Origin of the sequence: Bradyrhizobium sp. CB82 (assembly GCF_029714405.1) — a bacterium.
In the GTDB taxonomy this organism is placed as follows: domain Bacteria; phylum Pseudomonadota; class Alphaproteobacteria; order Rhizobiales; family Xanthobacteraceae; genus Bradyrhizobium.
Map to the genome: position 1 here is coordinate 1,797,287 of NZ_CP121650.1, position 16,442 is coordinate 1,813,728.

At 65.3% G+C, this 16,442-nt stretch carries 16 protein-coding genes; 1 reads left to right on the forward strand and 15 read right to left on the reverse strand.

Annotated features, from left to right (window positions below):
• Positions 1–46: 46 nt before the first annotated feature.
• The 7 genes from arfB to QA640_RS08655 all read right to left on the reverse strand — a co-directional run bounded on the left by arfB (position 47) and on the right by QA640_RS08655 (position 9,086).
• Positions 47–466, reverse strand: a complete 420-nt coding sequence (gene arfB, locus QA640_RS08625) for an alternative ribosome rescue aminoacyl-tRNA hydrolase ArfB (RefSeq protein ID WP_283040279.1) — start codon at positions 464–466, stop codon at positions 47–49.
• 118 nt (positions 467–584) lie between these two features.
• Entirely contained in the window at positions 585–1,952 is a 1,368-nt protein-coding gene (locus tag QA640_RS08630) for a pitrilysin family protein (protein ID WP_283040280.1), read from the reverse strand.
• Positions 1,949–3,340 carry a pitrilysin family protein gene (locus tag QA640_RS08635; RefSeq protein ID WP_283040281.1) on the reverse strand — a complete coding sequence of 464 codons (1,392 nt, stop codon included), beginning with the start codon at positions 3,338–3,340 and terminating at the stop codon, positions 1,949–1,951. The genes QA640_RS08630 and QA640_RS08635 overlap by 4 nt, the downstream gene beginning before the upstream one ends.
• A gap of 194 nt (positions 3,341–3,534) precedes the next feature.
• Positions 3,535–4,272: a hypothetical protein gene (locus QA640_RS08640; protein ID WP_283042750.1), complete on the reverse strand. Its 738-nt coding sequence runs from the start codon at positions 4,270–4,272 to the stop codon at positions 3,535–3,537.
• A gap of 95 nt (positions 4,273–4,367) precedes the next feature.
• The gene (gene lspA, locus QA640_RS08645) at positions 4,368–4,862 is read right to left on the reverse strand and encodes a signal peptidase II (RefSeq protein WP_283040282.1); all 495 of its coding nucleotides are present in this window, start codon (positions 4,860–4,862) and stop codon (positions 4,368–4,370) included.
• Positions 4,863–4,878: 16 nt separating this feature from the next.
• On the reverse strand, positions 4,879–7,914 hold the full coding sequence (gene ileS, locus QA640_RS08650) for an isoleucine--tRNA ligase (protein WP_283040283.1): 3,036 nt from the start codon (positions 7,912–7,914) through the stop codon (positions 4,879–4,881).
• A gap of 200 nt (positions 7,915–8,114) precedes the next feature.
• Positions 8,115–9,086 carry a bifunctional riboflavin kinase/FAD synthetase gene (locus QA640_RS08655; RefSeq protein ID WP_283040284.1) on the reverse strand — a complete coding sequence of 324 codons (972 nt, stop codon included), beginning with the start codon at positions 9,084–9,086 and terminating at the stop codon, positions 8,115–8,117.
• Between the two features lie 229 nt (positions 9,087–9,315).
• Between QA640_RS08655 and QA640_RS08660 the strand changes: the two genes are divergently transcribed.
• Positions 9,316–9,711: a response regulator gene (locus QA640_RS08660; RefSeq protein WP_008567674.1), complete on the forward strand. Its 396-nt coding sequence runs from the start codon at positions 9,316–9,318 to the stop codon at positions 9,709–9,711.
• 164 nt (positions 9,712–9,875) lie between these two features.
• Here the strand turns inward: QA640_RS08660 and QA640_RS08665 are convergent, their stop codons facing one another.
• The 8 genes from QA640_RS08665 to pgsA all read right to left on the reverse strand — a co-directional run bounded on the left by QA640_RS08665 (position 9,876) and on the right by pgsA (position 16,356).
• A complete protein-coding gene (locus QA640_RS08665) occupies positions 9,876–10,730 on the reverse strand; it encodes a TIGR01459 family HAD-type hydrolase (RefSeq protein ID WP_283040285.1) in 855 nt (284 codons plus the stop codon).
• 15 nt (positions 10,731–10,745) lie between these two features.
• Positions 10,746–12,170 (reverse strand): EAL domain-containing protein, encoded by a 1,425-nt coding sequence (locus QA640_RS08670; RefSeq protein ID WP_283040286.1) that lies wholly within the window; start codon positions 12,168–12,170, stop codon positions 10,746–10,748.
• Between the two features lie 82 nt (positions 12,171–12,252).
• A complete protein-coding gene (locus tag QA640_RS08675) occupies positions 12,253–13,383 on the reverse strand; it encodes a YihY/virulence factor BrkB family protein (protein WP_283040287.1) in 1,131 nt (376 codons plus the stop codon).
• Complete coding sequence (locus QA640_RS08680) at positions 13,380–13,967, reverse strand: phage holin family protein (RefSeq protein ID WP_283040288.1); 588 nt, start codon at positions 13,965–13,967, stop codon at positions 13,380–13,382. Before QA640_RS08680 ends, QA640_RS08675 begins: the two co-directional genes overlap by 4 nt.
• A gap of 86 nt (positions 13,968–14,053) precedes the next feature.
• Positions 14,054–15,013: a 50S ribosomal protein L3 N(5)-glutamine methyltransferase gene (gene prmB / locus QA640_RS08685; RefSeq protein ID WP_283040289.1), complete on the reverse strand. Its 960-nt coding sequence runs from the start codon at positions 15,011–15,013 to the stop codon at positions 14,054–14,056.
• Positions 15,013–15,480, reverse strand: a complete 468-nt coding sequence (locus QA640_RS08690; RefSeq protein WP_283040290.1) for a molybdenum cofactor biosynthesis protein MoaE — start codon at positions 15,478–15,480, stop codon at positions 15,013–15,015. Before QA640_RS08690 ends, prmB begins: the two co-directional genes overlap by 1 nt.
• 10 nt (positions 15,481–15,490) lie before the next feature.
• Entirely contained in the window at positions 15,491–15,742 is a 252-nt protein-coding gene (gene moaD / locus QA640_RS08695; RefSeq protein WP_283040291.1) for a molybdopterin converting factor subunit 1, read from the reverse strand.
• Positions 15,739–16,356: a CDP-diacylglycerol--glycerol-3-phosphate 3-phosphatidyltransferase gene (gene pgsA / locus QA640_RS08700; RefSeq protein ID WP_283040292.1), complete on the reverse strand. Its 618-nt coding sequence runs from the start codon at positions 16,354–16,356 to the stop codon at positions 15,739–15,741. The genes moaD and pgsA overlap by 4 nt, the downstream gene beginning before the upstream one ends.
• Between the last annotated feature and the right edge of the window lie 86 nt (positions 16,357–16,442).

The window sequence follows — 16,442 nt, forward strand, 5'->3', positions numbered from 1 at the left end:
AAACAGCAAACCTCCGGTCGCTCTGCGGCCGGAGGCCTTCCTGCGTTCAATCGTCGAAGCCACGGCCGCCCCGCCCCGCCTTGATGTCGCTGCGGCGCTTCTTGCCGTCGAGCCGGCGCTGCTTGGAGGCGAAGGTCGGGCGCGTCGCGCGGCGTGGCGTCGGCCGCACAATGGCCTCGCGCAGCATCTCGAGCAGACGGTCGATCGCGTCCTGGCGGTTGCGCTCCTGAGTGCGAAAACGCTGCGCCTGGATTACGATGACGCCGTCCTTGGTCATGCGCTGGCCGGCGAGGCGCGCAAGGCGCAAGGCAGCGTCCTCCGGCAAGGTCAACTTGCGCGTGTCGAAGCGCAGTTGCGCCGAGGTCGCGACCTTGTTGACGTTCTGTCCGCCCGGGCCCGAGGCGCGGACGAAGCCGATCTCGATGTCGTCTTCGTCGATGACGAGATCGCGGGAAATCCGCAGCATGGTGGCACCATTCGTGATGCCTCGACCTATCGCGGGCACCCTCATTTGGCAATGCTGCATCATGGAAAATGCGAATGGCCGGGGCAAGCCCGGCCATTCAATGCGGAGAAGCGCGAGTTCAGTTCGACTTCGGCGCGGGCGCTGCGGCGGGCTGCGCGGCGGCCTGGGGCGCGCGGCCGACGATGACGGTCAACAGGCCCTGGCTCCACAGCCGCCTCGCGGCCTGCTTGGCGTCATCCAGCGTCACGGCATCGACGATAGCGTTGCGCTTCTCGATGTAGTCGATCGGCAGCTTGTCCTGCTGATACTGCAGAAGCGTCTGGGCGAGCTTGGAGGAGGTGTCGAGCGCCAGCATCTGCGAGCCCTTGAGGTACGACTTGGCCTCGTCGAGCTCCTTCTGCGTCGGTCCCTCCTCGGCGATGCGGCGCACCTCCCTCTCGATGGCGTCAAGCGTGTCGCCGGCGCGGTCCGCGCGCGTGCCGGTGTTGCCGATGAAGACGGCCGAGTGCTCCATCCACAACAGCGATTCAAACACCGAATAGGCGAGCCCGCGCTTCTCGCGCACCTCGCGATAGAGCCGCGAGGACAATCCGCCGCCGCCCAGGATATGGTTGACGACGTAGGCGGCCATGAAGTTCGGATCGCTGCGCTTCACGCCGGGCCCGCCGAAGGTGATCACGGTCTGCGGCACGTCGAGCGGCACGAAGGCGCGCTGCGGCGGCGCGGCTGACTCGACGTCGGGGACCGGTGCGAGGTTTGCTTTGGCGGGCAGGCTGCCGAACGTCTTGTCGAGCAGCGTGCCGAGCGTTGCGGGGTCGACGTCGCCGACGACCGCGACCTTCAGTGTATCCTTGGCCAGCACGCGGCTCACATAGTCCTTCATGTCGGCGACCGTGATGTTCGGAACGCTCGCCAGCGTTCCGCTGGTCTGCCGCCCATACGGATGGTCGCCGAAGGCGGTCTCCAGGAATTTGCGGCTGGCGAGCGCGGTGGGATTGGTGGTGTCGCGACGCAGGCCCGAGATCACCTGGGAACGGATTCGCTCGACGTCAGCGGTTTCGAAATGCGGCGAGGTCAATGCCATCCGCAACAGGTCGAACGCCTCGTCCTTGTTGTCGCGGAGCATGCGCAGGCTGCCGCGGAACGCGTCGCGGGCTGCACTGAAGCTGAGCTCGATAGCGCGGCGGTCGAGCCGCTCGTGGAAGGCCTTGGAATCGAGATCGCCGGAGCCTTCGTCGAGGAGATCGCCGACGAGGTTGGCGACGCCCGGCTTGTCCTTGGGGTCCTGCGAGGAGCCACCGGCAAAGGAATACTCCATCGCGATCAGCGGCACGGTCGCGTCCTGCACGAACCAGGCTTCGATGCCGCCCGGCGAGGTCAGGTGCTGGATCTTGGCCGCAGCCTGCGACGGCGAGATGGACGCCAAAGAGAGCGTCACCGAGGTGACGACGGAGAGCGCGATGCCGCGGAGGAAGGGGTAGGTCACGAACGCTTCTCCTCGCGCTTTGCGGTGGTGATGTCCTTGATCAGATAGCCAGTGACCGAGCGCTTCTTCTCAAGCCATTTTTGCGCGGCGGCGCGCACCTGTTCGGCGGTGACGGCGCGGATGCGATCGGGCCAGCTGCGGATGTCCTCGATAGACAGGCCCGTGGTCAGCGCGCCGCCATACCAGCGTGCCAGCACCGCCTGATTGTCCTGGGCATAGATCGCCTCTGCGATGAGCTGGGTCTTGACCCGCTCGAGATCCTCGGCGCGGATCGGGTTCTGCACAAGGTCGGCGATGACGCCGTCGATGACCTGCTCGACCTCCGCGAAGCTCACGCCCTGCCTGGGCGAGGCCGAGATCGAGAACTGGCTCGGGTCGAGCGAGATGCTCGAATAGCTGGCGCTGGCCGAGACCGCGAGCGGCTTGTCGACGACGAGCGCGCGATAGAGATAGGAGTTGCTGCCGCTGCCCATCAGTTGCGCGAGCACGTCGAGCGCGGCGCTCTCGCCGGCAGCCGCCGTGGTCGCCGACGGCACGAGGTAATACCGGCGTACGCCGGGCTGCTCGACGCGCGGATCGGACAGCGTGACGGTGCGCGGAGCGGCGGGCTCCGGCTCCTGCGGGCGGATGCGTCGCGCGGGGATCACCGGCTGTGCCGGGATCGGGCCGAAATTGCGCTCGACCAGCGGGCGCACGTCGGCGGCCTCGACGTCGCCGGCGATCACCAGGATCGCGTTGTTCGGCGCATAGAAGCGGCGGTAGAACGCCAGCGCATCCTCGCGATTGAGCTTCTCGATTTCCTGGTGCCAGCCGATCACCGGCCGGCCATAGGGATGGTTGAGATAGAGCGCGGCCATGACCTGCTCGTTCAGCCGCGCCTCGGGACTGTTGGCAACGCGCATGTTGTACTCCTCGAGCACGACGTCGCGCTCGGGCAGCACGTTCTCGTCCTTGAGCACGAGCCCGGTCATGCGGTCGGCCTCGAACTCCATCATGGTCGGCAGCTGCTCGCGGGGCACGCGCTGATAGTAGTTGGTGTAGTCGACCGAGGTGGAGGCGTTCTCGTTGCCGCCGACGCGCAGCACGGTCTGGGAGAATTCGCCGACCGGATGTTTCTCGGTGCCCTTGAACATCAAATGCTCGAGGAAGTGGGCGAGCCCCGATTTGCCGGGCGTTTCGTCGGCCGAGCCGACCTTGTACCAGATCATCTCCGTGACCACGGGCGTGCGATGATCGGGGATCACCACGACCTGGAGGCCGTTACCGAGCGTGAAGCTGCTGGGTGGTGCGGATGTTACCGTTGTCTGGGCAAACGCGCCGCCGGTTGAGAGGGCACAAGTCGAGAGCATCGCGGCGAGAAGGCAGGCAGCCGATCGGGTTGAGGACATCGCAATCCTTGTGAAAGCCCGGACCCAAATGCCCGGGTGCAAAAGCACGGCATGCTACACCGTGCGGCCTAGCGCTTTGCGTCACGAAGCAGAGAACACCGTCATCGTGAAGTTAAAGATAGGTCATGTACCGCATCCGGCCTACACCGGATGATTGCGGCAGTTCAGCATAAGCACGCGGGCCGGCAGGAGCGCTATTGCTCTTTTTCCTTGCCACTCAACACGTCGTAATACGTCTTGCGGGTCTTGTCCGGTCCCGTGCCATAAGCGTAGTTCGGCGAGGGAGTCTGGTATCCGGGCGGCGGCTCGGTCAGCGATCCCCGCGGCGGTTCCGACTTGAATTCCGTGGCTTCGCTGCTGTTACCTTTGAAGAGTTTAAACAGGCCGCCGGTGTAGCCGAGCTGGGCCGGACTCAAGGTCGGATTGTTCTGACCGGGTTGAGGCGGGTCGTTGCTCGTGGTCCGCGTGGGCCCGTTCGTCTTGGCTGCGTTCAACTCGGCCGGGGACAGCGGCCGGGCGGCCTCCCATGGCTGCACGAACTTGTTGCCGGCTTTCTTTCTCGCAGCAGCCAGCTCCTTGCGGCGCTTTTCCTCGGGATCCTTCGGCCAGTTCGGCGCGGTCGCCTCGGCGGAGGACGCAGGCGGCGGCAGGTCGAGTTTCGGCGGCACCACCAGCGGCGAACGTTCGCGGTATTCGATGCCGGGCCTCTCCAGGCTCCTGCTGCTCTGGGCGCCGAGACCGGTCATCAAATTGTCGATGATCTTCTCCTCGAACGTCCGGTCGTCTTCGTCGTCGTCGTCATCGCCAGCGCGGGCTGCGCCGGCGGCCATCACGAGACCGATGCCGAGTGCGACGGCAGCGAGCTTCAGCGACCGCACCAGCCCTTCCGCCGGGCTTCGCATCATCCAACCTTTCGGCTCGCTTTCGCGCATCGCAGTACCTGTCTGTTTCGCTGTCAATCGCCGCGCCATGCGCAGGCCCGTCCTCGCAAGCAAGGTTCCACCGACCGGGCCCGTATCGGCCGGGATCAGGGCGCTTTTGCGGCGGGTACCCCCAGGAAAGAATCATACAATAGGGCCACCACCCCGGCAACGATGGCCACGTCCGCGAGGTTAAACACGTACCAATTGTAAGTGTATCCGGCGATTTCGATGTGAAGCAGCGCGAAATCAAACACCGCGCCATAGGCCAGGCGATCAATGGCATTGCCGATGGCGCCGCCGATGATCAGCCCCAGCGCCACCGTTGCCAGCCGGGTCTGCGCGCGGGTCATCCAGATCGCCAGCAGAACCACCGCGACGGCCTTGACCGCCATCAGCGCGATCTGCCCGGCCGCGCCTTCGGTCTGCAGCCAGCCATAGCTGATGCCCTTGTTCCAGGCCGGCATCAGGTCGAAGAACGGCATCAGCCTCAGCCCGCCGCGACGGTCGAGGTCGAGCACGTTGAGCAGCCAGAGCTTCGAGGCCTGGTCCAGCACGAGCGAAATCACGGCCGATAGAATGCCAGCGCGGAGAGGGGTCATGGCAAGCCGGCCGCCATCAAATGCGGGCTCCCAACGCCTTCCACTCGCGCAGCGCCTTGGCGTCGCGCGGGGTGACGTCAGGATAGTCGGCGTCCTCGCCGACCGTCGGCAGGATCTTCCAGGAGCGGGCGCATTTGGTGCCCACCGCCTTCTCGACCACGACGGCGACGCCGGGAACCGAATCGAGACGGAACGCGGCGGCCGGCGCCTCGCCCTCGCGCACCTCGTAATTCGAGGTGATGCAGACCTCGGCGAGATCGACGTCGAACAGCGTCATCTGTGTGTTCCGGTCAGCGATGTAGATCACCGGCGATGCCTCGAGTGACGAGCCGATGTTCTTGGCCGCGCGCTCGAGCTCCAGCGCACCGGTGACGACGCGGCGCACGTTGCGGATGATCTCCCATTTCGCGGCGAGCTTGTCGTCGCGGAAGTTTTCGAGACCTTCGGGGAACAGCGTCAGATGTACCGAGGGCTCGGCGTCCGGCCGGTACATGCGCCAGGCCTCCTCGGCGGTGAAGCTCAGGATCGGCGCCAGCCATTTCAGGATCGCGTTGCACAGCGTATCGATCGTGGTCAGCGCCGCCTTGCGCGTCAGCGAGGAGGGCGGATCGCAATAGAGCGTGTCCTTGCGGATGTCGAAGTAGAACGCTGACAACTCGCTGTTCAGGAAGGCCGATAGCGTTGCCACCACGCTCTTGAAGTCGAAAGCTTCATAGGCCTTGCGGATCACATCGGCGCGGGTCGCGAGCTCGTGCAGCATCAGCCGCTCGAGCTCAGGCATCTCGGCCGGCGCAACCGCGTCGGCCGGCTTGTAGTGATGCAGCGTGCCGAGCATCCAGCGGACGGTGTTGCGCAGCTTTCTATAGGTCTCGACCGTGTTCTTCAGGATCTCCGGACCGATGCGCTGATCGTCGGTATAGTCGCAGGCCGCGACCCAGAGTCTGAGGATGTCCGCTCCGGATTCCTTGATCACGGCCTGCGGCTCGATGGTGTTGCCGAGCGACTTCGACATCTTGCGGCCGTGCTCGTCCTGGGTGAAGCCGTGGGTCAGCACGATGTCGTAGGGCGCGCGTGCGCGCGTGCCGCAGCTCTCGAGCAGCGAGGAGTGGAACCAGCCGCGATGCTGGTCCGAACCCTCGAGATACATCACCGTGTCCGTGCCGCCGTCGACCTTGCGCTTGATGCCGGCGAGGCCGGGGAAATGCACGGGATCTTCCAGCACGAAGGCGTGCGTCGAACCGGAATCGAACCAGACGTCGAGGATATCGTCGACCTTCTTCCAGTCCTCATTGGCGCGACTCCCGAGGAAGCGCTCGCGGGCGCCGTCCATGTACCAGGCGTCGGCGCCCTCCTTCTCGAAGGCCTCGCCGATGCGGGTGTTGACGGCCTCGTCCTGGAGAATCTCAGCCGAGCCGTCGCCTTTCTCGCGCACGAACACTGCGATCGGCACGCCCCAGGCGCGCTGACGCGAGATCACCCAGTCGGGGCGCGCCTCGATCATGCCGTTGATGCGGTTCTCGCCCGACGGCGGCACCCATTGCGTCACCGAGATCGCGTGCAGCGCGCGGGCGCGCAGCGTGTCGCCGGACTTCGGCTTGCTGCTCTGCGCAATGTCCATGGCCCCGGGTCTGCCCGGGGCGCCCTCGATAGGCTTGTCCATCGCGATGAACCATTGCGGCGTGTTGCGGAAGATCACCGGCTTCTTGGAGCGCCAGGAGTGCGGATATTGGTGCTTCAGCCGGCCGCGTGCGAGCAGCTTGCCGGCATCGACCAGCGCCTTGATCACGGCGTCGTTGGCGTCGCCCTTCTCGCCCTTGTCGTTGATGACGCGCTTTCCGGCAAAACCCGGTGCCTGTTCGGTATAGGCACCGTTCTCGTCGACGGTGTAAGGGATCGCGGTCGGGATGCCGCGCGCATCCAGCTCGCGCGTATTCGCGGTCCAGACGTCAAAATCCTCGCGGCCGTGGCTCGGCGCGGTGTGCACGAAGCCGGTGCCGGTGTCGTCGGTGACGTGATCGCCGGACAAGAGCGGCACGGTAAAGCCGTAGCCGCCGCCAAGCCCCTTCAGTGGATGGGCGCATTCGATCGCGTCCATGGTGTCGCCGGGGATGTCACGGACCTTCTCGTATGCCGTCACGCGCGCCTGCTTGAACACCTCTGCGGCGAGCGCGTCGGCGAGGATCAGCAGATCGCCGGTCCTGGCCCAATTGTCGCTAGGCGCGTCCGTGACCTTATAGAGGCCGTAGGCGATCTTCGGCGAGAACGAGATGGCGCGGTTGCCGGGCAGCGTCCACGGCGTGGTGGTCCAGATCACGATGCTTGCGGAGGCGAGCGCGCCATGCGCGGGCGAGGTGACCGGAAATTTCACCCAAACCATGTCCGAGGTGAAGTCCTCATATTCGACCTCGGCTTCCGCCAGCGCGGTCTTCTCGACCACGCTCCACATCACCGGCTTGGAGCCGCGGTAGAGCGTGCCGTTGGCGGCGAACTTCATCAATTCGCGCGCGATCTGGGCTTCGGCCGGATAGCTCATGGTGGCGTAGGGGTGGGCCCAGTCGCCGATCACGCCGAGACGCTTGAACTCGTCGCGCTGCACGTTGAGCCAGTGCGTCGCATAGGCGCGGCATTCCTTGCGGAAGTCGACCATCGCCGCAGAGTCGCGGAAGTCGGGCTTCTGCTTGCCCTTCTTGCGATAGTGCTCCTCCTCGACCTTCCACTCGATCGGCAGGCCGTGGCAGTCCCAGCCAGGCACGTAGTTGGAATCGAAGCCGAGCATCTGCTGGCTCTTGGTGACGAGATCCTTGAGGATCTTGTTCAGCGCCGTGCCGATGTGGATGTTGCCGTTGGCGTAGGGCGGGCCGTCATGGAGCACGAATTTGTCGCGGCCCTTCGCGGTCTCGCGCAGCTTCTCGTAGAGGCCGATCTCGTACCAGCGCTTGAGGATCTCCGGCTCGCGCTGCGGCAGGCCGGCGCGCATCGGGAATTCCGTCTGCGGCAGGAACAGGGTTTTGGAATAGTCTTTGGCTTCGGGCTTTTGCGGCTTTTCGGACATGAATGGTCTGGCTCGGAAGGGGCGCGGCAGGAATGCGATCACGATCGCGGGGTGAAACGACGAAATCCCGGTCTTGCGCCGAGCCAAAGCTCAGACGGAAGCCGGGCCGCTAATCCCTATGATGCACCGCGCAAACATGGGCTCTCCTTAGCAGCCGGGCGGCCAAATCGCAAAGGGCCGGAAGGGGCCGTTTTGGGGCCTCAGTCGAGGCTCCCCAGCTTCGGGAAGGCGTTGGGGGCGGCCGCCAGCAGGACCCGCGCGCGGGCGGAATCCTCGTCCATCTGGCGGATCAGCGGCTCGATTCCGTCGAACTTCAGCTCCTCGCGAATGAACCCGACGAACGCGCAATCGAGCTCTTGCCCGTAGAGGTCGCCCTGGAAGTCGAACAGGAAGATTTCCAGGAGCGGCGCGCCATTATCGAATGTCGGACGCCGCCCGAAGCTCGCCACCCCCTCGAGCCGCTCAGCCCCGCACCCGATCCGGACCGCATAGATGCCGTGCTTGAGGGCGCAATTGGCATCCAAGCGGATATTGGCGGTGGGATAGCCGAGGTCGCGGCCACGCTTCTCGCCATGGATGACCTCGCCGGTCACGAACCACGGCGCGCCCAGCATGGCGCTGGCCTCGTCGAGCTGGCCTTCGGCGAGCGCGGTGCGGATCGCACTGGAGGAGACCGGCCGCTCGTCGATATCGACATGCGGCTGGACGTCGACCTCGATACCGAGCCGGGGCGCCTCATTGACGAGCAGGCTCGGCGAGCCGACCCGGCCCTTGCCGAAATGAAAGTCGTAGCCGACCGCGATCCCGCTGACCCCGAGCCGGCCGATCAGGTCATGGTGAATGAAATCCTGTGCCGACGTCCCAGCGCGGATCTTGTCGAAGGTCATGACCACGGCCCCGGCAAGCCCGGTGCCGGCCAGAAGTCGCAGCTTGGCCCGCTCATCGGTGAGGCGGAATTGCGGGGTGTTGGGGCTGAAAAACCGTCGCGGATGCGGCTCGAAGGTCAGCGCAAATGCCGGCCGGTTATGCGTCCGGCCCATCTCCAGTGCAGCCGCAATCACCGCCCGATGGCCGAGATGAACGCCGTCGAAATTGCCCATGGCGACCACGGCACCCCTTGGGATCGCCGAGGCGAGCGTGGAATCGCGGATAACGGTAAAATGCGGAGCCATCAGGGGAATTCTCTGGGGCGGGCGGATCGACGCGGGACCGTGACGTGACGCGCCAGGCGAAGTCAAGCCGGGGAAGCGACGCCATTGGGCAGGATTTCGGGGCTTTTCGGCAAGGCCCGATTAACGCGCTGTTTAACGCCTTGGTGCTAGTCCTTTGGAAATGGAACTGTGGGCGTCGGGCCCGGCAGTTCGATCGTTAATATTTCCTGTTGCGTTTGGGGGAGTCGAGATGGCGGTTGATTTGTCGATGCCGGTTCTGGTGGTGGATGACTACAGCACCATGATCCGTATCATTCGGAATCTGCTGAAGCAGCTTGGCTTCGAGAACATCGACGATGCCAGCGACGGTTCGGCGGCGCTGAACAAGATGCGCGGCAAGAAGTACGGGCTCGTGATCTCCGACTGGAACATGGAGCCGATGACGGGCTACGACCTCCTGCGCGAAGTGCGGGCCGATCCCAACCTCGCCACCACGCCCTTCATCATGATCACGGCGGAATCCAAGACCGAAAACGTGATCGCGGCGAAGAAGGCCGGGGTGAACAACTATATCGTCAAGCCGTTCAACGCGGCGACGCTGAAGACCAAGATCGAGGCGGTCTTCCCGGACATGGCGAGCGCGTAAGGCGCGCCATCATCATCAGAGAAATTCGAATGCCCGGGCTTATCCCGGGCATTTGCGTTCTTCGACTGTCATTCCGGGGCGCCCGAAGGGGCGAAACCGGAATCCCGAGATTCCGGGTTCGGTGCTGACGCACCGCCCCGGAATGACGACGAGAGGTCAGACCGTCACCACTTCAATTCGCGCATCAGCGCCTTCGGCGGATGGCCGAACAGCTCCAGCACCGAGGCCGGATCGAGCTGGTCGAGCCCCTCGAACTCCTCGGAATGGATGCCGCGGGTGACGAACAGGCAGTCGATACCGAACTCGCGCGCGCCGGTTAAGTCGGTGCGCACGGAATCTCCGATCGCCAGAACGCGTCTGCGGTCGATCTGATGGCCCTGGCGCTCGCCGGCGAGCGCCATCGCGCGCTCGTAGATCGGCCGATGCGGCTTGCCGTAGAAAATGACCTCGCCGCCGAGCTCGCGGTAGAGCTCGGCGATGGCGCCGGCGCAATAGATCAGCCGGTCGCCGCGCTCGACCACGATGTCAGGATTGGCACAGACCAGCGTGAGCTTGCGCTCGCGCGCCTTCAACATCATGCCGCGATAATCCTCCGCCGACTCGGTCTCGTCGTCATAAAGGCCGGTGCAGACGATGTAGTCGGCCTCCTCCAGCGGCGCGAGCACTGGGTCGAGCCCGCGATGGATCGAGCTGTCGCGTTCGGGGCCAAGCCAGAACAGCTTGCGGCCGGGATGATCGGCGACATAGAGCCGCGTCAGATCGCCCGAGGAGACGATGGCGTCATAGGTCTCGTCGGCAACGCCGAGCTTGCGCAATTGCCGCTGCACCGAATCCGCCGGCCGCGGCGCGTTGGTGATCAGGACGACCGTACCACCCCGCTGCCGGAAATTGTGCAGCGCCTCGCAGGCTTCGGGGAAGGACTCGAGCCCGTTATGGACCACGCCCCAGATGTCGCTGAGCACGACGTCCACGCCCGCGACGAGCTCGCGCAGGCTCTCGACGAAATGCAGCGCGGTCATGACACGGATGGCCGGTCAGATGCGGCGCGCGAGCGCCGCATTGCCGGTGATGCGCTGTGGCGGCGGCGCGGAAGCCGTTTCGCCTGAGCTGGACGGGGCAAAGCCATTGGATCCCTGTTGCTGCGCCTGGTCCGGCGCGGCTCCGGCGGTAGCAGATGCACCTTCCGGCCGCAATGGCCGGGGTGGGGCGAACAGGAAACCCTGGCCGAATCGTACGTCGTAGTCGAGCAAGTCAACCACCGCGCGCTCGCCCTCGATCCGCTCGGCGATGAGGTCGATGCCGAAGCGGCCGAGCAGGTCGGACAGGTCGGATGGATGGATGTCCGAGGTGGAGGCCTGTTTGGGATCGAGCAGCAGCGCTGCCGGCACCTTGATGAAGCGTACGCCGCGGTCGGCGAGCTCGCGCGGCTCGATGCGCAAGTCCGTGAAGTGGTCGATCGAGAAGCGGAAGCCGCGCTGGGCGAGAGCTGCGAGGTTCTCTGTTTCGGCCGGGCCAAGGTTGCGGAATGTCGACTGCTTGAATTCGAGCACCAGCGAGGGCGCGAGCGCCCGGTTGGCCTCGAGGAAGTCGAGGCATTGCGCAAATGTCGTGGAGTTGCCGAGTGTGGAGGCCGCGATGTTGCAGAACACGCCGACGTCCTTGTTGCGTACCATCAGCCGGCGCAGTACCTGCACACAGCGCAACATGACCATGTTGTCGATGCGTCCGATGAGCCCCGAGGCCTCCGCGATGCTGATGAACTCCTCGGCCGCGATGAACTGGTCGCGCTCGTCGCGCACCCGCGTCACCGCCTCGTAGAAGCGGACCTTGCGCTGCGGCAGCGTCACCATCGGCTGGAGGAAGATGTCGATACGGTTCTCGTCGATCGCGTTACGCAGCGCCGCGAGCAGTTGCGTCTGGTTGCGGACACCAGCGGTCGCGACGGGAGCAGTCGGGGATGCCGGCGGAACCGGGGGCGTCGCGGCCGGCCTGGCCTCCGGCGCTGCCAGCATTTCATGCGCCGTCCCGGCTTCCGGCTGCGCGGCGGGCGCGCCCGTCGCCAGCAGGTCATCATGCGTCGCCACGGTGGCGGCGAGCTGCTTGACGAGGCCGCCGAGCTCATTGATCTCGCCGACCACCGACTGGACGCGGTCTGCGTTGGCGGAATTGGCGGATGCGACGCGCCCTTCGACCGCCGCGAGGCGGCGGCCGAATTCGGCGACCTGGCGGGCCAGATCGGCAGTTCCGCGCGACAGATCGGCGATCTGGTTGCCGACGTCGCTGCGGTCGCGCAGGCGCATCGAGACCGCGTTGTACAGGATCAGGCAGGTCAGCGCGGTCAGCGCCACGATCGCGGATTCGGTTCCGTTGATGCCGGCCACCGAATGCAGGACGAGGCCGAGCGAAGCTGCGACCAGCACCATGCAGATGGCGATGAAGATCGTAGAAATACGGATCATGGCGCGTCAGTTGCTCCCCCAAGCGGCACGACCTTAGCATCAATGTTGATTCGCGGGGCAGTGATCTTGCGACAGGCTCGACTTAGCTCGGCGCGGCTGCGCCGACCGTATCGGCCGAGACGGCCTGCCTGCTGCCGAGCGGCTTGGGCTTGCCCGTGGTGGTATCCCGCAAGGTCTGCCGCTCGATTTCCGAGTTCAGCTCGGCTCCGAACATGATGACGATGGCGGACATCCACATCCACATCATCAACCCGATCGCTGCGCCCAGCGAACCGTAGGTGGCGTTGTAGTTGGCGAATTCCGAGAGATACCAGGAGAGCAGTGCCGAGCCGGCGATCCACAGGACGGATGCCGTTACCGCGCCGATGCTGAGCCATTCCCAGCGCGCGGCGTCGCGGCTGGGCGCGAAGCGGTAGAGGATGGCGAGCGCGACCAGCAGGATGACGAACAGCAGCGGCCATCGCGCCATCGCGACGATCAGCTTGCTGTCCGGCGCGAGCCCGAGATGGTTCAGCGCGAGCGGGAATGCGACCACGGCACCGACCATCAAGAGGAGCGCGGCAATGCCGCCGACCGTGAAAGCCAGCGACACCAGATTGAGTCGGATGAAGCTGCGCTTTTCGCGCTCCTCATAAGCGACGTTGAGCGCGTCGATGATCGATTTGACGCCGGCATTGGCACTCCAGATCGCCAGCACCAGACCGAACAGAAAGGTGGCGCCAAGCGCCGTGTTGCCCTTCGACACCACCCGCCCGATCTGGTCCTCGATGATCTGGAACGTGCCCTCGGGCAGCATCATCGCGAGCGTCTGGAGGTTGGCGCTGATGGTGGAGGGGTTGGCGAACAGCCCATAAAAGGAGACGAGCGCGGTGACGGCGGGAAAAATCGCGAGCAATCCAAAGAAGACCACGCCGCCGGCGGTTGCGAGCAGGCGATCCTCGTCGATGCGCTGGTAGGTACGCCAGAGAATGTCCTTCCAGCCGGCGAAGGGAATCTTGAACGGGCTTCTGGACCGGCGGCCACGGCCGGGCTGCAAGGCGGCGCGAGCGGGATTGGTTTCGGGCGAGTTGCCTTCCGCGTTGCGGCGGTCCTCGACAGCGGCGGATCGCGACGAAACGTAGTCCTGAAAGTAGCGTTCCGCCGTCAGCACCAACACCGTCGTGGCGCCGACGAGCAGCCAATCGTCGAGCTGCTCGCGCCGTGGCGTCATCATGCGTCCAATCGATGGCTGTGGCGCCTCCGGCGCGCCGCGGTCAAACCCAATAGGCCGACGGCTGCGAGCATCAGGCCGAGCTGCACCGAGCGGTTGCCCCGGACCGGCGAACCGCTGTTGCGATGGCCCTTTTCGCCCGGCGCGAGCGGCACCAGCGGGATCGTGGTTGCGACCTCCTTCACGGCCTCCTTGACCGTTCCACGCGGAATCCGGGGCGTGGCAATCGCAACCCGCAGCCGGCTTGCGAGCGGAACGACCGCTTTGGGCCGGCGCTTCATCTGGGCCATTGCGAAGCCGGCACAGATCGCCGCCAGCCCCAGAAGCACCGCGCCGACGGCGCCGAAGGCCCAGAACATTCCGTAGGTGAGCTCGACCCAGCGGAACAGCGCCATCAGCCCGACGAAAAAGGCCGCGATGACGAACAGGCCTGCCACCGCGAAGAGGCCGGCGGCCACCGCATAGGACGTCGCCTTGCCGGTGGCCTGGCTGGTGCGATCGCGCAAATACGACCGCGTGACGCGCTTGAGGTGGTTGAGCTTGAGCGCCATTCCGGCGCGCAGCAATTCGCCCGATGGCGCAAGCATGCGAAACATCCTCCAGCGGCCGAGGCTTACGGTATTATTGGTGGATGAACGTGGAGGCGTTTGACTTGTTCCGGCCGCGGCTCGCATCAGCCGAGATCGGCGGCCGCGATCCAGAACACCTCACCCTCGCTGTCCTCGGTGTCGAGCCAGAGCAGCGGCAGTTCGGGGAACGCCTCATCGATCCGGTCGCGGCCGCGGCCGATCTCGCACAGCAGTCCGCCCTCGGGCGTGAGGTACCGAGGTGCCTGGTGCAGGATGCGGCGCACGACATCGAGCCCGTCGGCGCCGCCATCGAAGGCGAGTCTTGGTTCGGCGCGGCATTCCGGCGGCAGTGACGCCATCCCTTCCGCATCGACGTAGGGCGGGTTTGAGATGATCAAATCGTAGCGCGCGTTGCCGAGCGGCGCGAACAGGTCACCGCGATGGAGCGTGACGCGATCCTCGAGGGCATAGTCGGCAACGTTGCGCGCGGCAACTTCGATCGCCCCCTTGGAAATATCGACGGCGTCGACTTGCGCATTCGGGAAGTGCTGCGCAGCGAGGATCGCAAGGCAGCCGGAGCCGGTGCAGAGATCGAGCACGCGCTCGACGGCAATCGGATCGTCGATCAGCGAGCCGGCCTCGCCGTCACCGCCGAAATGCGAATCCAGGAGCTCGCCGATGAAGGAGCGCGGTACGATCACGCGCTCGTCGACGTAGAAGGGCAGGCCGCGCATATAGATCTTGTTGACGAGATAGGCGGTCGGCTTGCGCGTGGTGACGCGCGCATTGATCAGCGCAAGGATGGACTTGCCTTCGGCCGCGGTGACGCGAGCATTGGTAAAGGTCTCGAGCTGCTCGGGATTGAGGTGCAGGGCTTCGCAGACCAGGAAGGCAGCCTCGGCCACCGGATCGGTCGTGCCATGCGCGAAGGCAAGCTTGGCCTCATTGAAGCGGCTCACCGCATAGCGGACGAAATCGAGCAGCGTCACGAGCTCGCCGGTTGCGACCTTCGCAAGCTCCGGTATGGCGCGCCCGCGCGTGGTCTTCCTGGATGCTTTTGCCATCAGGATTTGGTCCAGCGTGCAGCCGCCTGGTCGTCGCGGGTGTTAGCCTCGACCCAGCCGGCACCGGTGGCGCTCTCTTCCTTCTTCCAGAATGGCGCGCTTGTTTTCAGGTAGTCCATCAGGAATTCGGCCGCCTGGAACGCAGCCTGGCGATGCTGCGAGGCCGTCACCACCAGCACGATGTTTTCGCCGGGCGTGAGCCGGCCGACGCGATGTATGACGGTGATGCCGTCGAGCGGCCAGCGCGAGATGGCCTCATCGACGTGGCGCTTGATCTCCTCTTCCGCCATGCCCGGATAGTGTTCCAGCGTCAGCGCCGAAATCTTCGCGCTGCCCTCGTCGCCGCGGCAGATGCCGGAGAAGCTCACGACCGCGCCGATGTCGGTGCGATCGTTCGTCAGCGCAGCGATCTCGCGCGCGACGTCGAAATCGTCTTGCTGGATGCGGATGGTGACGGGGCCCGACATGCGCGTGACGCTAGCCGCCGGTCATCGGCGGGAAAAACGCGATTTCGCGGGCGCCGGCGATCACCGCATCCGGCCTGACATGGGCGTGGTCGATCGCGGCGCGGATCACCTTCGGCCTCTCGAACGCATGGGCATAGGCTTCGCTCCGGCCGGAGAGCCAGGCGATCAGCTCCTCGACGGTGCGCACGCCGGCCGGCGGCTCGATCGTCTCCTCCGCCTTGCCGATGCGCTCGCGCACCCAGGCAAAATATTTCACCTTCATCCCTCATCCTCCTTGATGAGGTGATGGATGCCGGCGCGGAAATAATCGTAGCCCGTATACATGGTCAGCAGCGCGGAGGCCCACAGCAAGAGCAGGCCGATCTGGGTCACCACCGGCACCACCTGGTCGCCGGCCTCGCCCGCGAGCAGGAAGCCGATCGCGACCAGCTGGACCGTCGTCTTCCATTTGGCGAGCTTGGTCACGGGGACGCTGACGCGCAGCGCCGCCAGATATTCGCGCAGGCCCGACACCAGGATCTCGCGGCACAGGATCACGATGGCGGCCCACAGCGACCAGCCGTGGATGATGCCGTCGGCGGCCAGCATCAGAAGGCACGAGGCGACCAGGAGCTTATCGGCGATCGGATCGAGCATCCGGCCGAAGGCCGACTGCTGGTTCCAGATCCGCGCGTAATAGCCGTCGAGGTAATCCGTCACCCCCGCCGCGATGAAGATGGCAACCGCCACCCAGCGCAGCCATAGCGGCCCATCCATGATCGACTGGGCGTAGATGCAGCCCACCACCACCGGGATCGCGGCGATCCGGGCATAGGTCAGGATGTTCGGAAGGGACATCGAGCTCTTGGCGGCCCCCCGTGTCGTGGCGATGTTCATTCGTTCTACCAATACCGCTGCGGCATCAAGGTCAACCGTCCCGGCCTCATGAGGTGCGGACACGACGACCATATGACCGCTGGTCC